General features: G+C 54.8%; 13 protein-coding genes. 11 read left to right on the top strand and 2 right to left on the bottom strand.

Going from position 1 to position 18613, the window contains the following annotated elements; genetic code table 11:
* Positions 1–125 precede the first annotated feature (125 nt).
* From GPM19_RS09060 to GPM19_RS09030, 7 genes are all read left to right on the top strand, one after another.
* Complete coding sequence (locus GPM19_RS09060) at positions 126–2561, top strand: DUF3141 domain-containing protein (RefSeq protein ID WP_160418712.1); 2436 nt, start codon at positions 126–128, stop codon at positions 2559–2561.
* Between the two features lie 228 nt (positions 2562–2789).
* Positions 2790–5417: a type I DNA topoisomerase gene (gene topA / locus GPM19_RS09055; protein WP_160418711.1), complete on the top strand. Its 2628-nt coding sequence runs from the start codon at positions 2790–2792 to the stop codon at positions 5415–5417.
* A complete protein-coding gene (locus tag GPM19_RS09050; protein ID WP_160418710.1) occupies positions 5414–5875 on the top strand; it encodes a DUF6586 family protein in 462 nt (153 codons plus the stop codon). Before topA ends, GPM19_RS09050 begins: the two co-directional genes overlap by 4 nt.
* Positions 5876–6121: 246 nt before the next feature.
* Positions 6122–6604 carry a ferritin family protein gene (locus tag GPM19_RS09045; protein ID WP_160418709.1) on the top strand — a complete coding sequence of 161 codons (483 nt, stop codon included), beginning with the start codon at positions 6122–6124 and terminating at the stop codon, positions 6602–6604.
* A gap of 24 nt (positions 6605–6628) precedes the next feature.
* Positions 6629–7057, top strand: coding sequence for a GIY-YIG nuclease family protein (locus GPM19_RS09040; protein ID WP_160418708.1), 429 nt, complete (start codon positions 6629–6631; stop codon positions 7055–7057).
* A 100-nt stretch (positions 7058–7157) separates the two neighbouring features.
* Positions 7158–7805, top strand: coding sequence for a L,D-transpeptidase family protein (locus GPM19_RS09035; RefSeq protein WP_160418707.1), 648 nt, complete (start codon positions 7158–7160; stop codon positions 7803–7805).
* A 208-nt stretch (positions 7806–8013) separates the two neighbouring features.
* Complete coding sequence (locus GPM19_RS09030; protein WP_160418706.1) at positions 8014–8277, top strand: Lpp/OprI family alanine-zipper lipoprotein; 264 nt, start codon at positions 8014–8016, stop codon at positions 8275–8277.
* Between the two features lie 89 nt (positions 8278–8366).
* Here the strand turns inward: GPM19_RS09030 and GPM19_RS09025 are convergent, their stop codons facing one another.
* Both GPM19_RS09025 and mfd read right to left on the bottom strand, forming a co-directional pair.
* Positions 8367–9512 carry a L,D-transpeptidase family protein gene (locus GPM19_RS09025; RefSeq protein ID WP_160418705.1) on the bottom strand — a complete coding sequence of 382 codons (1146 nt, stop codon included), beginning with the start codon at positions 9510–9512 and terminating at the stop codon, positions 8367–8369.
* 186 nt (positions 9513–9698) lie between these two features.
* Positions 9699–13148, bottom strand: coding sequence for a transcription-repair coupling factor (gene mfd / locus GPM19_RS09020; RefSeq protein ID WP_202114765.1), 3450 nt, complete (start codon positions 13146–13148; stop codon positions 9699–9701).
* A 304-nt stretch (positions 13149–13452) separates the two neighbouring features.
* Between mfd and GPM19_RS09015 the strand changes: the two genes are divergently transcribed.
* From GPM19_RS09015 to GPM19_RS09000, 4 genes are all read left to right on the top strand, one after another.
* Positions 13453–14916, top strand: a complete 1464-nt coding sequence (locus GPM19_RS09015) for a glyceraldehyde-3-phosphate dehydrogenase (RefSeq protein ID WP_160418703.1) — start codon at positions 13453–13455, stop codon at positions 14914–14916.
* A gap of 284 nt (positions 14917–15200) precedes the next feature.
* The gene (locus tag GPM19_RS09010; protein ID WP_160418702.1) at positions 15201–16550 is read left to right on the top strand and encodes a Na(+)-translocating NADH-quinone reductase subunit A; all 1350 of its coding nucleotides are present in this window, start codon (positions 15201–15203) and stop codon (positions 16548–16550) included.
* Positions 16550–17776, top strand: a complete 1227-nt coding sequence (locus GPM19_RS09005) for an NADH:ubiquinone reductase (Na(+)-transporting) subunit B (RefSeq protein ID WP_160418701.1) — start codon at positions 16550–16552, stop codon at positions 17774–17776. Before GPM19_RS09010 ends, GPM19_RS09005 begins: the two co-directional genes overlap by 1 nt.
* Complete coding sequence (locus tag GPM19_RS09000) at positions 17776–18612, top strand: Na(+)-translocating NADH-quinone reductase subunit C (protein ID WP_160418700.1); 837 nt, start codon at positions 17776–17778, stop codon at positions 18610–18612. Before GPM19_RS09005 ends, GPM19_RS09000 begins: the two co-directional genes overlap by 1 nt.
* Position 18613 lies beyond the last annotated feature (1 nt).

The following is an 18613-nucleotide window of genomic DNA, read 5'->3' as shown; positions in this document are numbered from 1 at the left end:
AAGCGTGAAAAAAATAACAGGGAAGGTGCATCGACGCCCCGTCCGCAGTATCCTACGATATATTGCGTTGCAGCATAGTGCGCTTCGGGTCAGTCACCCCTTGCAGTGACCCAACGGGAGAATTTATGAACTTTCTTGCCAACCCCATGTTCCGTTCCGGGTTGTTTCAACAGAAAAAGGTGTTCACACCCGGCGCCGAGCTGACTGCCCTGTTCGACCCGTTCGGCTTCGGCCGGGCTGCCTTCGATTACTGGCGTGATAGTGTCGAACGTAGTGTTTTGTATCTGGATGTCATGCGTGAACGTGGCAACCAGTATCTGGAACATATGGAACAGACCAAGCCTAGCGTGCTGGGTTTTGACACGGAAGTCATGATGGATGGCCGCACATTGCCGGCCCCGGTCAACTACGAGTTGATGCGTGTTCTGCCCCCCGAAGGGATTGAAATCGATTTACAGATGCGCCCCTTTGTAGTGGTTGACCCGCGTGCCGGGCACGGTCCGGGGATCGGTGGTTTCAAACCCGATAGCGAGTTGGGCGTTGCCCTGCGTGCCGGGCATCCCTGCTATTTCATCGGCTTCTTGCCATTTCCTGAGCCGGGGCAGACGGTGGAAGATGTGGTTGAAGCGGAAGTCGCTTTTTTACGCCACGTTATCGAACTTCATCCAGAAACTGCCGAAAAGCCCATGGTGGTGGGTAACTGCCAAGCTGGTTGGCAAATCATGATGGCGGCAGCGCTGGAGCCGAGTGTATTTGGCCCGATTCTGATCGCCGGTGCACCGTTATCGTATTGGGCCGGCGAGCGCGGCAAGGCACCGATGCGTTATACCGGCGGGCTCACCGGGGGCAGTTGGATAACCGCCATGACCTCCGACTTGGGTAATGGCCAGTTCGATGGTGCCTGGTTGGTCAAGAACTTCGAAGCTCTCAACCCGGCCAATACTCACTGGAAAAAGCAATACAACCTGTTTTCCAGTATTGACACCGAAGCCAAGCGTTATCTGGAATTCGAGCGCTGGTGGGGTGGCCACGTACTGCTTGGCGGCGAGGAAATACAGTACATCGTCGACAACCTCTTCATAGGTAATCGTCTCTCGACAGCGCAGTTGCTGACGCGCGACGGGCGCCGTATCGACTTGCGCAACTTGCGTTCCCCGGTGGTGGTGTTCTGCTCGCGCGGTGATGATATCACCCCGCCACCGCAGGCCCTGGGTTGGATTCGTGACCTTTATGAAGGCGAAGAAGACCTCATTGCCAACGAGCAAACCATCGTCTATTGCGTCCACGATACGACCGGTCATTTGGGTATCTTCGTGTCGGGAAGTATCTCGCGCAAGGAGCACTCCGAATTCACCGCTAATATGGACTATATTGACGTCATGCCGCCGGGGCTTTATGAGACCACGGTAAGTCATGCCTCCGAACGCGATGATGTAGAACTCATGGAGCGCGAATATCTGCTCGAATTTACTCAGCGTAATTTCGAGGAGCTGGATCGTGAGGTCAAGCACATGCCTGAGGATGAGCGTCGCTTTGCCACGGTAGCGCGTGTCTCTGAAATTAACCTGGGGCTTTATCGCAAGTTCTTGCAGCCGATCGTACAAGCTGTCACCACCCCCGAAACAGCACGCTGGAACCGTCGCATGCATCCAGTTCGGTTAGGCTACAAGATGCTTTCCGATCGAAACCCCATGGCAGTACCGCTGCCGATAATGGCCGAGCGTATACGCGAAGACCGGCATCCGGTTGATGAAGACAATCCGTTCAAGGCCATGGAATCCATCGTCTCGGACCAGATTGCCGGGTCGCTGAATGCCTTCCGCGATTTGCGTGACAGCAGCGTCGAGAAGATGTTCCTGACTATCTATGGCCAGCCATTACTACAAGCTCTGGTCGGCCTGCATGGTTCTGAAGGGGCTGTCCGTCGCCGTCCGGGAGCAGAGCCGGAGCATCTTCGTTTCATTGAACAGCGCCGAGAAGAATTGTGTGCCAGGATTGCCACCGGCGGTGCTCATGAAGCGGTGATGCGGTCCGTGATTTATGTGCTGGGTGGGGCTCCGGCCACCGATGAGCGTAATTTCAAGCGCCTGCGTGCTTCTCATGTTGAACTTGAGCCGGATAGTGATTTGGCCTCGTTCAAAAAACTGGTGCGTGACCAGTTCTTTATTCTCAAACTGGACCGTGAGCAGGCATTGGAAACCTTGCCAGCACTGCTGGAAGGCCAAAGCAATCAACAGATCGATGCGCATATCACGCATCTTGAGCATGTGTTTGCAGCCAGTGGTGAACTCTCGGAGCAAGGTGCCAAGCGCTTTGAGCAAATAAAGGCGTTTTTCGATCAGGCGCGACCCGAGCCGGAACCGGAAAAACCTGCTCCGACCCGGCAAGCCAAGCAGGAGCCGGCAGCTAAGAAAGAAGCGCCGCCCGAACCTGTTAATCAGCCTAAGCCTGCGGCTGAATCGACGTCCGAGACGCCGGCCCAAGCGGAAAAGCCTGCTTCCAATAAGCCGGCAACAACGTCGAATTCCCCTGCACGTAAGCGGACACATCGCAAGCGTTAAAAATCTGTTTAAGCGGCAATCAACGCCCTCACCTTTGGTGGGGGCGTTTTTTCATGGGGGTTGTCGTTGCTAGTGTGGCGGGCTAGTGTCTAGGCAAGTCACGCTGATAGTGCGACTGGCGCTTAGCGGTGGCGTGGGTTAGGGTAGTCGCATTTTTCACCCGCGAGGTCTGCGGCACAGAATTCAAGGCGCGGGCTTTTGGTCGGCGCATCAGGAAAGTGGAGCACTATGGGCAAGTCACTGGTCATCGTCGAGTCGCCGGCCAAGGCCAAGACGATCAATAAATATCTCGGCAACGATTTCATCGTGAAGTCGAGCGTAGGTCATATCCGTGACCTGCCGACCAGCGGCTCGGGCAAGGCTGCCTCCGACCCCAAGGAGCGCGCTCGTCAAGCCGCGTTGACTCGCAAGATGTCTGCGGAAGATAAAGCGGAATACAAGAAGCACAAGGCCCACGACCAACTGATCCGGCGCATGGGAATTGACCCGGATAATGGCTGGGAGGCGCATTACGAGATCCTTCCCGGCAAGGAAAAAGTGGTCGCGGAACTTCAGAAACTGGCAGCCAAGGCCGATGCGGTCTATCTCGCAACCGACTTGGATCGTGAAGGGGAAGCCATTGCGTGGCACCTTCGCGAAACCATTGGCGGGGACGAGACGCGCTACAAGCGCGTGGTATTCAACGAGATTACCAAGAATGCCATCCAGGAAGCTTTTGAAGCTCCCGGAAGTCTCAATATCCCAAGAGTCGAAGCTCAGCAGGCTCGGCGATTCCTGGACCGTGTGGTCGGCTTTATGCTCTCGCCGTTGCTGTGGGCCAAGATCGCTCGGGGCCTTTCCGCCGGACGGGTGCAGTCGGTGGCGGTACGCTTGATTGTCGAACGGGAACGTGAAATCCGCGCCTTTATTCCCGAAGAGTTCTGGGATGTTCATACTGACCTGATCACAAGCGAAGGCGAAATCGTACGTTTTGCGCTGGTGCGGCAAGATGGCAAACCGTTCCGCCCCACCTCGGAAACCGAAACGCTGGAGCGTATTGCCGGGCTTCGGGAAGCTAGCCTTGCGATTACAGCGAGGGAGGATAAGCCGACCCGCTCGAAACCTAATGCCCCCTTTATTACCTCCACCTTGCAACAAGCGGCGAGTGCTCGGTTGGGTTTCTCGGTCAAGAAGACCATGACCATGGCCCAGCGCTTGTACGAGGCGGGCTTCATTACCTACATGCGTACCGACTCGACAAACTTGTCCAAGGATGCCGTGGAAAGTGCCCGTGACTATATCCATGCGCAGTATGGAGAGCGTTACCTGCCGGAATCACCGAATCGCTATTCCAGCAAGGAGGGCGCACAGGAAGCTCACGAGGCGATTCGTCCTTCGGATGTAACGCACAAGGCGACTGATCTCAGCGGCATGGAACGCGATGCCGAGCGGTTATATGAGTTGATATGGCGCCAGTTCGTGGCCTGCCAGATGACCCAGGCGGAATATCTCTCAAGTAACCTGGCCGTAGAGGTCGGAGGATATGAGCTAAAAGCCAAGGGGCGCGTGCTCAAGTTCGATGGTTATACCCGAGTGATGAAGCCCGGCGGCAAGAACGAAGATCAAGTATTGCCGGATCTTGCCGTAGGCACGCCAATGCGCCTTGAAACGCTTGAACCTCAACAGCATTTCACCAAGCCCTCGCCGCGTTACACTGAAGCCAGCCTGGTCAAGGAGCTGGAGAAGCAGGGAATTGGCAGGCCTTCCACCTATGCTTCGATCATCTCTACGATTCAGGACCGCGGCTATGTCAAGCTGGAAAACCGCCGCTTCTATGCCGAAAAACTGGGCGATATCGTCACCGAACGGTTGAAGGAATCCTTCCCTGATCTGATGGATTATTCTTTCACTGCACGCATGGAAGATGGATTGGATGAGGTCGCCGAAGGACAGCGCAACTGGCAGGCGTTGCTGAATGCCTTCTATGCCGAGTTCCGTGAAGAACTGGCACAGGCGCAAAGCGAAGATGGCATGCGCCCCAATCAGCCGGTACCCACCGATATCGATTGTCCCAGCTGTGGACGCAAGATGCAGATTCGTACCGCCTCAACCGGTGTATTTCTGGGTTGCAGTGGTTACAACCTGCCGCCCAAGGAGCGTTGCAAGACCACCATCGATCTGATTCCGGGAGAAGAGGCGGTGGCAGCGGATGCCGGAGAAGAAGCCGAGGCTGAAGCTCTGCGGGCCAAACGGCGTTGCCCGAAATGCGGTACCGCGATGGACAATTATCTGATCGACGAAACGCGCAAGCTGCATATCTGTGGTAATAGCCCGGACTGTGATGGCTATGCCGTCGAAGAGGGCAAGTTCAAGATCAAGGGCTATGAAGGCCCAGTGATCGAATGCGACAAGTGTGGCAGCGAAATGCAGCTAAAATCTGGACGTTTCGGCAAATATTTCGGATGTACCAACACTGAATGCAAGAACACGCGCAAACTGCTGAAAAGTGGTGAAGCCGCTCCGCCCAAGATGGATCCGATTCCCATGCCGGAATTGGCTTGCCGGAAAGTCGAAGATCATTATGTCTTGCGCGACGGTGCCAGTGGCTTGTTCCTGGCGGCAAGCAAGTTTCCCAAGAATCGCGAGACACGCCCGCCGTTGGTCAAGGAGCTCAAGGCACATGCTGATGAGCTTCCCGAGAAATACCATTTCCTGCTCAAGGCTCCCAGTGAAGATCCCGAGGGGCGACCCGCGCAAATTCGTTTCTCGCGCAAGAGCAAGTCGCAATATGTAATGACCGAAGAAGAGGGTAAAGCCACTGGCTGGAAAGCCACCTTTGAAAATGGCAAATGGGAAGTGGAGGACAAGCGAAAATGACACCGAGTGGACGCACCAATCAATTGCTCTATCAGGCTGAGCTGTTGCTGGCGATGTCCTCAGGCGAAGGCGACCAGGCGCCGGTGCGGCGCATGGCTTTGGAAGAGGGCGCATTGGCCCTCTCAGAGTTATGGTTGGAATCGTTTTTGCGTGAGATAACCAAGCATGCTCGCTTGCCCACCCATGCGTGGCGTGAATTGCTGGTGCCTCAAGGCCCGGCAGTGGCCGAGCTTGGCCGGTTACGGGATCTCATGGCGCAGCCTGAAAGCTGGTTGGCATGGTTGACTCGGCGCCTTGAGCAGCTCCACGCCGAAGAAGGCGCTGCACGGCGTCCTACGCAAAATCCAGGCATGATAGCAGTGGGCGGTAATCATGATCTGGGGAAGGCATTAAGCGACTGTCTGGCACAAGCCAAGTGTGAAATAGCCGCCTTGAGAGAGACCAGCCAGGAGTGGTAACTTTTTTAAGTCATTTTTCCTAAATCGATATTTAGGCGGCCCCTGTGTGAGGTGTCAGCCTGCCATCCCGTTTCTTCTTGAAGTCTTTCTGTGTATACCTTGGCTATCTACCGTATGGTCTAAGCTGTCTGGGTTCGAACCCAACGGCGAAAAAGCGTATGGTAATTATCTAAGGTTTTTACTATGTTATATAAAAACCTCTGTTGTTTCAGTTACCTCTGACGCGTTCAGTGTAAGGAGCGAACAATGCGTAAGGAAAAAACAAAGCGCTACAATCAAGTCAAGGACTTGGTGAGATGGGCGATGAGCTATCATGCTCGCATGGCCAAACAGTACGGCGACGCGGCGGAGGAGGCTTCTAGTGAAAGGGTGAAAATGGCGCTGAATTATCTCGCCAACCGTGAGCTTCGCATGCAGACGGGGTTGGAGGATATTTTTCATGATGGTACCGATCACACCGAAGTACTGGAAACCTGGTTCGATGAGGTAGGGGACTTTCCTCATCCGCCGAAACTCGAACGCATCGCCGAAACGGCGAATTACGACAGCATCGATGCGATTATGGAAACGGCAGTGACAGAACACAGTACCTTGCAGGATCTTTATCAGCACCGTGCTTCGCGGGCGAACGTCAATCCGGAAAAAGAATTTTTCAATTCCTTGGCGGAAGGGCACGAAGCCGAAATGCGGCGTATCGTGACGAGCCTTGAGGAACTTGAAGACATTTGATTTGCGCTATATCAAGGAGGTTCTATGTCAGACATGCTGCTATCTCCAGAGATGTTGGGATATTTTACCGAAGATGACTTGCGGGAAGTACCGGATGATTCTGGTGTCTATTGCATCTTCAAGGCCGGGCCAGACCAGGAGAGTGGTGAAATGAAGCCTCAGAAATTGTTGTATGTGGGTGAAGGGCGTGATGTTCGCTCTTGCCTTCTGCATCATGAGGACAAGGATCGCTGGCATGCCGAATTGGAAGAAGGCCAGGCGCTCTGGTTTAGTGTCGGGTTATGCGGACATGCCCACAGGGAAAGGCTCGCGGCGGCGCTGGTGCATCTTCACAAGCCGACGCTTAACCATCAATACATCGATACTTTCCCCTTTGACAGAACGGTAGTGCATCTTATGGGAAAGAAGGACTTGCTGATGAATCCTTTTACCGTCGAGCGCAAGGATACATAAACGCCATGAAATGATGGCTGACAGAGGCGGCGCCAATAAGGTATAACAGCCGACCGAAATGAATGCTCGGCCCGGCGCCGAATGATGCTTGAGAGCTCTCATGAAACTTTTTACCCGTCGCCATTTCATTGGCTTGACCTTGGGATTGCCCTTCGCGGCACAGGCTTCCATCACGGATGGTTTTTCATCAAGAAACTTTTCAGGCAATGGCGCTCCGGATTTAATCGAAACGTTACTGATGCGAGCGCCTGTGCCACGTCATACCGATGAGCTCTGGGTATTGGTCGATGATAAAGAAGCCGCCCTGAGTATCTACCGAGGCAACGCCCTGATGGAGCGCTTCGCTCCGATATCCTTGGGACGAGGTGGGGCCAAGACTCAACGAATGCGCGGTGACAATGCGACCCCTATGGGTGAGTTCCGAGTCGATCGCTTCAACCATGCTAGCCAATGGCATATTTTTATTGGTATTGATTATCCTACGCCCACACATGCCCAAATGGCGCTACAGACAGGGCTTTATACCCAGCAAGATTATGACCAATACTTTGATTTTTATCGGCGCCATAGATCTCCTCCTCAAGATACGGTATTAGGAGGGGCGATTGGGATCCATGGCCTTGGAAAGGCGGACCCCGATATCCATGAGCGTTTTCACTGGACCCAAGGATGCGTGGCGTTGACCAATTCCCAAATTGAACGGCTTACGGAATGGGTAGACGTTGGCACTCGCGTCGTGATCCGCTAAGCTGGTGACCAGAAAGGATGTTCAGCTTTGAACATAAGTATGGACAAGCGCTGTGGTCTATAATAAAACAGTGTTTGGCTCATGCTGCTTCGCAGCACAGGTCGCTGCAAATGAACCTGCAACGCAGGTAGACAAGATGAGGTTATAACTTTAATCTTTTCTTGCCGTACCATTTTTCGTAGTACCAAGGAATATCAAGGAGAACACTATGACTTTGAAGACGACTCTGAAGATGACTGCCGCTGCCGCTTCACTGGCAATCCTGGCCGGTTGTGCTTCTACCAGCGCGCTGGAAGAAGTTCGCATGACTGCAGAATCTGCGCAGGCAGATGCTGCTGAAGCACGTAGCATGGCTTCTCAGGCAATGAACACTGCAAATCAGGCGCAGCGTGACGCACAATCTGCCCTGCAGATGTCTGAGCAGAACCGTGAAGAAATGAACCGCATGTTCCAGCGTTCCATGCAGAAGTAATTCTGCTTGGCGCCGTCTTTCCTTCACAGGAAAGGCGGTCGTTGCTGAAAAATAAAAAAACCCCGCCGAGGCGGGGTTTTTTTATGCTTTCACTCTTCTTCTGTTGCAGCTTCGTTGTCGGTTTGTTGCAAGGTACTGAGTTCCAGATCGGAAAACAGGCTATCCGCGTCAAAAATAGGCGCGGTGGGCTTGGCAGGCTCTTGGGATACGAGTAAAGGCACGAGATCACCACCGGGATTTTCGATGGCCTTGCGCACCTTGGCGTAATCCACGCTGACCTGGGCCTCTTCGGTGAGCTGAGCGATCATGTCCAGTGCTTCGATCAAGGGTTCGAAGTTGCCTATGTTCTCTTCCAACTGGGGGAAGGATTGGCCATAGAGATTACCGTCCGCCGACCAGCCAGCCTTGAAAGGGGCGTCGATCAGATTGACTTTTGTACCACTGGGCAGACGTTCATAAAGTGACTCGATATCTTCTGGATACATGCGAATACAGCCACGGCTGACACGCATGCCTACTCCATCGGGTCGGTTGGTGCCATGAATCAGGTAGCTGGGCATATCCAGCAGTATCGCATGACGCCCCAATGGGTTGTCTGGACCTGCAGGGACGATAGACGGAGCCGGTTCACCTCGTTCAGCAGCCTCACGACGCATGGAGGAAGGTGGCGACCAGGCGGGATCCTTGACTTTGATGGTGGTCTTGGTCAGGCCTACGGGGGTGGCGAATTCATCGCGACCGACGCTGACTGGATAGCTTTCCACGATGTCAGGATTATCGGCCGGATAATAATAAAGGCGTAATTCCGACAAATTAATGACGACACCCTCGCGCGGGGCGGGAGGCAGGATATATTGCGCAGGAATGACCACCTCGGTGCCCAGCCCCGGAACCCAGAGACTCACATCCGGATTGGCCATGCGCATCTCTTCATAACCGATGTTGTGGCGTCTGGCGATATCGATCAACGTCTCTTCCGGGTCTTTCACGGTGATAGTATAGCGTTCACCAATGACATCGCCGTTTTCCGGTAATTTGAAGTGACCACGCGGCAACTCATCGGGCGAGACTGCTTCCAGAGCGCTTTGCTGAGCCTCTTGGGTGATGGCGGGCGTATCAGTAACTTCGCTTTTTTCACTGGGCGTTTGTGCGCTAACCGGCTGTGCCAGGCTGGCGACAAGCATTACGGCAAGGCTGGTATAGCCCCAGTGAGTGAGGATATAAGGTGTCTTCATTGATTTGCGCGGGATACCCTCGGCTTCGCCGAGGGGAGAGATGGCGCGGCATGCGTCAGCGCGCCACGGCCATGCTTCCCGTTCCTCCTTGCGTGTATTGGATGAATGCCCTTGCGGGCCTTATGAGGTGGTCTAGCGTCTACAGCGCTCTGACCACCACTGTATGTGACAAGTTTGCCCGAGGGGTCAGGCTGCTGCTACTTTTTGATTCAGTCGGTCGAGTAATTGTTCCACGGCGGTAAAGCGCGCCTCGGCGGTTTGCATGGGAATTTCAAAGCGTAAGGTATCGGCACCGTCTAGCCGGTAATGCTGAGGCGCTTTCTGGATCAGGTTGACCAGGGTCAAAGGGTCCACCTGGGTGTGATGCTCGAAAATAACCCGTCCCCGCGTTTCGCCTGCTTCCAGGCGAGAAACCCCCAGTTGCTCGGCCTTGTGGCGCAGCCGGGTTTGGCGCATCAGGGTTTTGACAGGTGTAGGCAACAGGCCGAAACGGTCGATTAGCTCGACCTGAAGTTCCCTGAGTTGAGCATCGTTATCACTACTGGCGATACGCTTGTACATCACCAGCCGTTGCTGAACGTCATGAATATAGTCGTCGGGAATCAGGGCGGGTAAGTTGAGGCTGATTTCCACCCCGGCGCTGAAGGGCGCATCGATGTTGGGAGTCTTCCCGGCCCGGATCGCTTTCACCGCTCGATCCAGCATTTCCATGTAAAGCGTGTAGCCGATGGTTTCCATCTGCCCGCTTTGCTCATCGCCCAGCAGTTCTCCGGCACCGCGGATTTCCATGTCGTGGCTGGCAAGCGTGAAGCCGGCGCCGAGGTCATCCGAGGCGCTGATGGCTTCCAGCCGCTTGATGGCATCGCGCGTCATGGCCTTGGGGGGCGGGGTAAGGAGGTAGGCGTAGGCTTGATGGTGGCTGCGCCCGACCCGGCCGCGTAGCTGATGAAGCTGGGCCAAGCCGAATTTATCGGCCCGTTCGATCAGGATGGTATTGGCCGTGGGTACATCGATACCGGTTTCGATAATGGTCGAACATACCAGGACGTTAAAGCGGCGATGATAAAAGTCCGACATGACGCGTTCCAGGCTGCGCTCGGGCAGCTGGCCGTGAGCCACCGCAACGCGCGCATCTGGCACCAGGTCACGAACTTTCTCGGCAGCGTTTTCAATCGTCTTGACTTCATTATGCAGAAAGTAAACCTGCCCGCCACGCAGCAACTCACGCAGTAGCGCTTCCTTGATCACGGCGTCATCACGTTGCTGGACAAACGTCTTGACGGAAAGGCGTCGGGCGGGGGGGGTGGCAATGATGGAAAGATCGCGAATGCCGCTCATGGCCATGTTCAAGGTGCGGGGGATCGGGGTGGCCGTCAGGGTGAGAATATCCACTTCAGCGCGCAGGGTTTTCAGCTTTTCCTTCTGTGTCACCCCGAAGCGGTGCTCTTCGTCAATGATCAGCAGTCCCATCTTGGGTAACTCGACACTCTTGGAGAGCAGTTTATGAGTGCCAATCACAATATCGGTTTGCCCATTCTTGATCCGTTCAAGGGCCTTGTTCATGTCCTTGCCGCCGGTGAAGCGCGAAATCAGCTCAAGATTGACAGCGGTATCGGCAAAGCGATCGCGGAAATTCTCGAAATGCTGGCGCGCCAGCAGGGTGGTGGGCACCAACACCACCACTTGACGACCCGACTGTACCGCGAGAAAGGCGGCACGCATGGCGACTTCGGTCTTGCCGAAGCCGACATCACCACACACCACGCGATCCATGGGTTGTGGTGAGGTCATGTCCTGGATGACAGCTTCGATAGCGGCATGTTGATCGGGTGTTTCCTCGAAAGGAAAGCTGGCAGCAAAGCGGACGTATTCCTCTCCAGGGGCTTCGTAAACGACACCTTGCTGTGCTTCGCGACGGGCGTAAACATCCAGCAGTTCAGCAGCAGTATCACGGATTTTTTCAGCCGCTTTCTTGCGCGCCTTTTCCCATTGTTCCGAGCCGAGTTTGTGGAGTGGCGCCGACTCATCGTCGGCTCCCGCGTAGCGCGAAATCAGATGAAGGCTGTCGACCGGTACATAAAGTTTGGCTGCGTCGGCATATTCCAGAGCAAGGAACTCGGCCGCCTGACCCCCGGTTTCCAGCGTTTCCAGCCCTAAATAACGCCCCACACCGTGAGCTTGATGTACCACCGGCGCGCCAGGGCGAAGCTCTGAAAGATGGCGCACGGCAAAGGCATTGTCATCGGTGGTTTTTTCTCGCCGACGGCTCTGGCGTACCACGTCACCAAACAGTTCGGTTTCGCTGATAACGGCTATATCGGGCGACTCAAGCCATAATCCGCTATCGATCTGACCTTCAGTGATCGCGAGAGGGCTTTCGCTTTCCAGAAACTGAGCGAACGATTCGACGTGAGGTAGCTTTAAATGCAGCGGCGCCAAGGTTTCTTCCAGTGCTTCTCGACGGCCACGAGACTCTGCGACAAATAGGGCGCGTGTCCTGGGGTGTTCTTCGAGAAAACCTTGTAATGCGGCAAGAGGTGCCTTGGCACGAGCGTTGATAGCAACTTGCGGGGGTATTTTTGCTGCAGGGATCCGGGCATGGCGGTTTTGGGTATCCTGGGTCAGCTCGATACGAGGGTGCTGCTTGATTTCGGCAAAAACATCACTGACCGGCAAAAACGCACGATGTGGCGGCAATAAGGGGCGGGTGGGATCGACACCCAGATTGGCATAGCGGTTTTCGATCGATAACCAGTGATGTTCGGCAGCCTCGAACACGCCGGGCAGCAAGGCAACGCGAGTGCCCGGGGTGAGATGTTCGAACAGCGAGGCTGTCTGCTCGAAAAACAGGGGTAAATAATGTTCGAGACCGGGAGAGGGAATGCCTTTGCGAGCGTCATTATATAATGGACATTGGCGAGGGTCGACATCGAACAGCGTTTCAAAGTTTTCCCGAAAACAGGCAATGGCACTGCGGGAAAGCGAATATTCCTGAGCAGGCAACAACTCAAGACGCTCGATCTTGTCGGTGGAGCGTTGTGTGCCGGGATCGAAATAACGCAGGGTATCGATTTCATCATCGAATAGATCAATACGAATCGGCTGCTCGCTGCCCATGGGGTAGAGATCTATCAATGCGCCGCGCAGGGCATATTCGCCGGGCTCATAGACGGTTTCCACCGCACGATAACCGGCGCGGGAAAGGGATTCGCGAAAGTGCTCACGGTTGAGCTCGGTGCCTACCTCGAGTTGCATGACGCGTCCGGCGATATAGTCGACCGGCGGCAGACGCTGCATCAGGGTATTGATAGGTACCAGTACAATGCCGCGCACGCCATCCTGGAGCTGGCGCAAGGTCCTCAGGCGTGCCGAAATGATGTCCTGATGGGGCGAAAAGCTGTCATAGGGCAGAATTTCCCAATCAGGAAAAGGCAGCACCGGGACCTGACTGTAAAATGCCAGGTCTTGCCCAAGCCGCTGAGTGCTGGCGGTGTCTGGCGTGATCACCAGTAACGGCCCGGACTGCGCCGCACGGGCCAAGCCCAGCGCGGTGGCACTGCCTGGAGGGGCCTGCCAATACAAGGTGTCACGGGTGCCTTGGGGTTCAGGCGGTTGGAGCAAAGAGAATGTCGTCATGATGGCAGTATCGGCTTGCGCTGAAACGGAGAGGTGATGATACACGATGAAGGCTTTTACGGCAGAGCGAGCATGAGCCGTATGTAATGCCGCGCGGTAGGAGCCGAGCGACCAAAAAGAAGAAAAGCGGTAGATAGTGGAAAAATAAAGCTAGGCTACAAGAGGAATCCGAGTGCCGAAAAAAACATTTATGTAATCCCCCTACATGGGCTGCGACTATCAAGCGATTGCGGCTTGGGCGTCTGGCCGGGATAATAGCCACTAACTACGTTACTTATCTCTTCATTGAACAAAGAGGCCGCACGTGAGTCAGCAAACTCTCGACAACGTTTTTCAGGAATGGCAAAGCAACGAAGCACTGGCTGAACAGATGATTCCCCTGTTGGGTCGACTATATCGCCAGAATAATATCGTCGCCACCATATTTGGGCGTTCGCTGATCAATCGGTCGGTCATTCGTATTCTCAAGAATCATCGCTTCGTGCGTAAAGTGGAAGGTACCGAGCTTTCCGTTCAGGATACCTATCCGATCATCAAGGCAATGAGCGAGCTTGACCTCGGCCCGGCACATGTCGATGTCGGCAAGCTTGGGGTCGCCTTCAAGAACCAGGGCGGCGGTGATGTAGAAGCCTTCTTGCGCAAGGAACTTCACGAGATCATCGATGGCTACCGCCCGGGTGCCAGCACCGGCGAGCCGAAAGACGTGGTGCTTTACGGTTTTGGGCGTATCGGCCGTTTGTTGGCACGCATCATGGTGGATAAGGCTGGGGGCGGTAACCTGCTGCGTTTGCGTGCCATCGTGGTGCGTGGCCGAGGCGATGTGGCAAAAGACCTGGAAAAACGCGCAAGCCTGTTGCGCCGTGATTCCGTGCATGGAGCCTTTAACGGTACCATCAGCATGGATGCCGAGACTCGCACGCTCACGGTCAACGGTAATGTGATCCAGGTGATTTATGCCAATTCTCCCAGTGAGATCGATTACACCGATTACGGTATCGACAACGCCGTGGTGGTAGATAATACCGGTATGTGGCGTGATGAAGCGGGCCTGGGGCAGCACCTTGAATGCAAAGGTGTTTCCAAGGCGTTGCTGACAGCGCCAGGCAAGGGCGATATCAAGAATATCGTGTTCGGCATCAATCACGGTGATATCAGCGAAGACGATCGCATCCTGTCAGCGGCTTCTTGTACCACCAATGCCATCGTGCCGGTACTGAAAGTATTGAACGACGAATATGGCGTGGTTACAGGGCACGTGGAAACCGTTCATGCTTATACCAACGACCAGAACCTGATAGATAACTATCATAAAGGTGATCGTCGTGGCCGCAGTGCGGCGCTTAACATGGTATTGACCGAAACCGGTGCGGCCAGTGCGGCGGCCAAGGCCTTGCCTGAGCTTGCCGGCAAGCTGACGGGCAATGCCATCCGGGTGCCGATCCCCAACGTTTCCATGGCGATACTCAATCTGACCTTGGAAAAAGGCACCGATGTCGAAGGGCTCAACGACTACCTGCGCCGCATGTCGATTGATTCGGCCTATCAGAAGCAGATTGATTTCGTGGATTCCGCAGAAGTCGTTTCTTCGGATTTCGTGGGGAACCGTCATGCGGGTATCGTCGATGCCAAGGCCACCATTACCAATGGTAAACATGCCGTCGTTTATGTGTGGTACGACAACGAATTCGGTTATAGCTGCCAGGTGGTCCGTATCCTTCAGCAGATGTCCAATGTAAGTTTCCTGAAGTTGCCACGAGCTGCGGCCTGAGTATGTTCTCGCCCTCATTGTCAACGTCGTGTTGCAGTAGATAAAAGCACGCCACCCGAGGGTGGCGTGCTTTTTTTAAAGCTGAACACCGCGATATAGCACTTTTGGCGACCCCTTGGGATGTGGTCATTGGACGCGCTTATCTTTATAATACGGTGGATTTTTCGGGGTGGTTCGAGCGGGGCTCGGGCTGAACTTGTAACAATCTTTAGAAATAAACCAAGGATTCGAATTTATTCGAATTTCTCACCTTCGTATATCCGATCCATCAACTGGGCGAGACTATGATCGAAGTCAAAAAAGGCCTGGATCTCCCCATCACGGGAGCGCCCGAGCAGCGTATCGAAGATGCGCGACCTGTGCGCCACGTGGCAATCCTGGGTACTGACTATGTCGGCATGAGGCCGACCATGGAAGTGCAGGAAGGGGAAAAGGTCAAACTGGGGCAGCTACTCTTCACCGACAAGAAAATCGAAGGTGTGCGTTTTACCGCACCGGCCGGTGGTGAAGTCGTTGCTATCAACCGTGGCGAAAAACGTAAATTGCTATCCGTGGTCATCAAGGTGGATGAAAGTGAAGAGGCCGTCACTTTCACTACACACGGACGCAACGCATTAGAGGGTCTTGAGCGACAGACAGTCGTGGATCAACTGGTGGAATCAGGATTGTGGACGGCACTACGCACGCGTCCTTTTTCCCGAACGCCGGCCATTGATAGCGCCCCGGCGGATATCTTCGTCACCGCTATGGATACGAACCCGCTGAGCCCCGACCCGGCCTTGATCATCAACGAAAACGCCGAGGCGTTTGAAGATGGTCTTAAAGTACTCAGCCGGCTCACCGAAGGAAAAGTTTTCCTGTGTACGTCTCCCGATACCCGGGTTCCCGGCACCGAGGTGAAAGGTGTACAAACGGAAACTTTCTCGGGGCCGCACCCCGCGGGTCTGGTAGGCACCCATATTCACTACTTGTCGCCGGTCGCTCTGCACAGAAAAGTGTGGCATATCGGTTATCAGGACGTGATTGCCTTTGGCAAGCTGTTCATAGACGGCAAGCTGGACACGAGCCGTGTCGTGGCGGTAGGTGGCCCACGAGCCGAAAATCCTCGGTTGCTGCGCACCCGTATCGGGGCGAGCACCGAAGAGCTTCTTGCGGACGAAGTCATTCATCCTGAAGATACCCGCGTGATCTCCGGTTCGGTATTTTCCGGGGCTGCCGCTGAAGGCAAATTGACTTACCTGGGCCGTTTCCATAACCAGATCAGCTTGATCGAGGAGGGCAACAAGCGAGCCTTTCTGGGCTGGCTGTCGCTCGGTGTCAAGCGCCATTCAATCATGGGCATCTATGTCTCGGCGTTCAAGGGGTTGAAGGATTACGCACCGAATACCTCCACCAACGGTTCCGAACGTGCCATGGTGCCGATCGGCGCGTATGAGGTGGTCATGCCGCTGGACATTCTGGCGACACAGCTACTGCGTACGCTGATCGTGGGCGATATCGAGGTTGGCATGCAACTCGGGTGTCTGGAGTTGGATGAGGAAGACCTCGCGCTCTGTACTTATGTTTGCCCCGGTAAATACGAGTACGGCCCCATCCTGCGTGACAATCTCACCATGATCGAGAAAGAGGCCTGATGATGAGTATTCGACAAAAACTCGACAACATCGAGCCGCACTTTCATCAAGGGGGTAAGTACGAAAAGTACTATCCGCTTTATGAAGCCGTGGACACGATCTTCTATTCACCGCCGAACGTTACCAAGACAACTGCTCACGTGCGTGACGGGATTGATCTCAAGCGGATCATGATCACTGTCTGGTTGTGTACGTTCCCGGCGATGTTCTTCGGTATGTGGAATGCCGGCTGGCAATCCAACATGGCGATCGACGCGGGTTATGCCTCCCTGGGAGGCTGGCGTGAAGCGATCATGATGACCCTGGCGGGCGGCCATGATCCGAGTAACTGGTGGGCCAACTTCGTCCTGGGGGCTACCTACTTCCTACCGATCTACCTGGTGACGTTCGTCGTGGGTGGTTTCTGGGAAGTATTGTTCGCCATCAAGCGTGGCCACGAAGTCAATGAAGGTTTCTTCGTTACTTCCGTCTTGTTCGCCTTGATCCTGCCGGCCACCATTCCTTTGTGGCAGGTGGCGCTGGGCATCACCTTCGGCGTGGTGATCGGCAAGGAAATTTTCGGCGGTACCGGCAAGAACTTCCTCAACCCGGCATTGACCGGTCGTGCTTTCCTGTACTTTGCTTATCCGGCACAAATTTCCGGTGATGCAGTGTGGGTAGCCGCGGATGGCTATACTGGAGCAACGGCACTGTCGATGGCCTTTCAGCAAGGCATGGCGACCATGACCTCGCAATTCTCCTGGTGGGACGCCTTCCTGGGCTTCATCCCCGGTTCCGTGGGCGAAGTCTCGACCTTGGCTATCCTGATTGGTGCGGTGGTGCTGTTGTGGACACGAATCGCCTCCTGGCGAATCATGCTGGGGGTGTTTCTCGGTATGGTCGCGACCAGCGCGCTGTTCAACCTGATCGGTTCTGATACCAACCCGATGTTCTCCATGCCGTGGTATTGGCATCTGGTGACAGGTGGCTTCATTTTCGCTCTGGTGTTCATGGCAACGGATCCGGTGTCTGCATCGATGACCAACCAGGGTCGCTTGATCTTCGGGATATTAATCGGGGTCATGACGGTGTTGATTCGTGTGGTCAACCCGGCCTTCCCGGAAGGCATCATGTTGGCGATATTGTTTGCTAACCTGTTTGCACCGCTGATCGACTACTTCTTTGTTCAGGCCAACATCAAACGTCGCGTTCAACGCACCGGCGTTCCGGCCGAGGAGACTGCCTGATGGCACAGAGCAATAACTCCATCAAGAAGATCCTGATAGTGGCGTTCGCACTGTGTATCGTGTGTTCGGTCATTGTCTCGACGGCTGCGGTGGCATTGCGCCCTCTGCAGCAACTCAACCAGGAACTGGATCGCAAGACCAATATCCTTAGCGTGGCGAATCTCTATGAGCCAGGCACGGATGTGGAGGCCGCTTTCAGCAGTGAAGTTACGCCGCGTGTGGTTGACATGCGTACCGGCGAATACACTGATCGGTTCGATCCAGCCACTTTCGATCACTTCCAGGCGGCACGTGACCCGGCTACCGGGCGTACCTTGTCCGGTGAACGGGACATTGCAGGTCTGTCTCGCGTGGAAAACTTCTCGACGATCTACTTGGTAGGCGATCCGAACGATCCGCAACAGATCATTCTGCCGGTACGCGGTCAGGGCCTGTGGGGTCTGATGCGGGGCTATATGTCCGTGGAAGGCGATGGCAATACCATTATTGGCATCACCTACTATGAACATAGTGAAACCCCCGGACTGGGTGCTGAAGTCAACAATCCGCGCTGGCAGGCTCAGTGGGAAGGTAAAGAAATCTTCTCGGACGAAGACAGTGTGATGCCGGCCATTCGAGTGGCTCGGGGTGCTGGGGAAGGCGAGCATGAAGTCGATGGCCTTTCCGGTGCTACCCTGACCAGTAAAGGGGTGACCAACATGGTGCAGTTCTGGTTGAGTCCGGAAGGGTTCGGTGAGTACCTGGCAAGGTTCCGTGCCGATATTAGCCCGGAAGAGGTTCAGGATGTCGAAACCGACCTTGAACCAGAATTCGAACCCGAAACGGAAGGAGCTTAAT

It is taken from the genome of Vreelandella zhuhanensis, from assembly GCF_009793355.1.
Lineage (GTDB): Bacteria > Pseudomonadota > Gammaproteobacteria > Pseudomonadales > Halomonadaceae > Vreelandella > Vreelandella zhuhanensis.
The sequence above is the reverse complement of the archived record's forward strand: the minus strand, read 5'-3'. Positions and strand labels throughout refer to the sequence as shown.

Coding starts and splice junctions, on each gene's coding strand:
- GPM19_RS09060 (WP_160418712.1), top strand. CDS start 126: ATGAACTTTCTTGCCAACCCCATGTTCCGTTCCGGGTTGTTTCAACAG.
- topA (WP_160418711.1), top strand. CDS start 2,790: ATGGGCAAGTCACTGGTCATCGTCGAGTCGCCGGCCAAGGCCAAGACG.
- GPM19_RS09050 (WP_160418710.1), top strand. CDS start 5,414: ATGACACCGAGTGGACGCACCAATCAATTGCTCTATCAGGCTGAGCTG.
- GPM19_RS09045 (WP_160418709.1), top strand. CDS start 6,122: ATGCGTAAGGAAAAAACAAAGCGCTACAATCAAGTCAAGGACTTGGTG.
- GPM19_RS09040 (WP_160418708.1), top strand. CDS start 6,629: ATGTCAGACATGCTGCTATCTCCAGAGATGTTGGGATATTTTACCGAA.
- GPM19_RS09035 (WP_160418707.1), top strand. CDS start 7,158: ATGAAACTTTTTACCCGTCGCCATTTCATTGGCTTGACCTTGGGATTG.
- GPM19_RS09030 (WP_160418706.1), top strand. CDS start 8,014: ATGACTTTGAAGACGACTCTGAAGATGACTGCCGCTGCCGCTTCACTG.
- GPM19_RS09025 (WP_160418705.1), bottom strand. CDS start 9,512: ATGAAGACACCTTATATCCTCACTCACTGGGGCTATACCAGCCTTGCC.
- mfd (WP_202114765.1), bottom strand. CDS start 13,148: ATGACGACATTCTCTTTGCTCCAACCGCCTGAACCCCAAGGCACCCGT.
- GPM19_RS09010 (WP_160418702.1), top strand. CDS start 15,201: ATGATCGAAGTCAAAAAAGGCCTGGATCTCCCCATCACGGGAGCGCCC.
- GPM19_RS09005 (WP_160418701.1), top strand. CDS start 16,550: ATGATGAGTATTCGACAAAAACTCGACAACATCGAGCCGCACTTTCAT.
- GPM19_RS09000 (WP_160418700.1), top strand. CDS start 17,776: ATGGCACAGAGCAATAACTCCATCAAGAAGATCCTGATAGTGGCGTTC.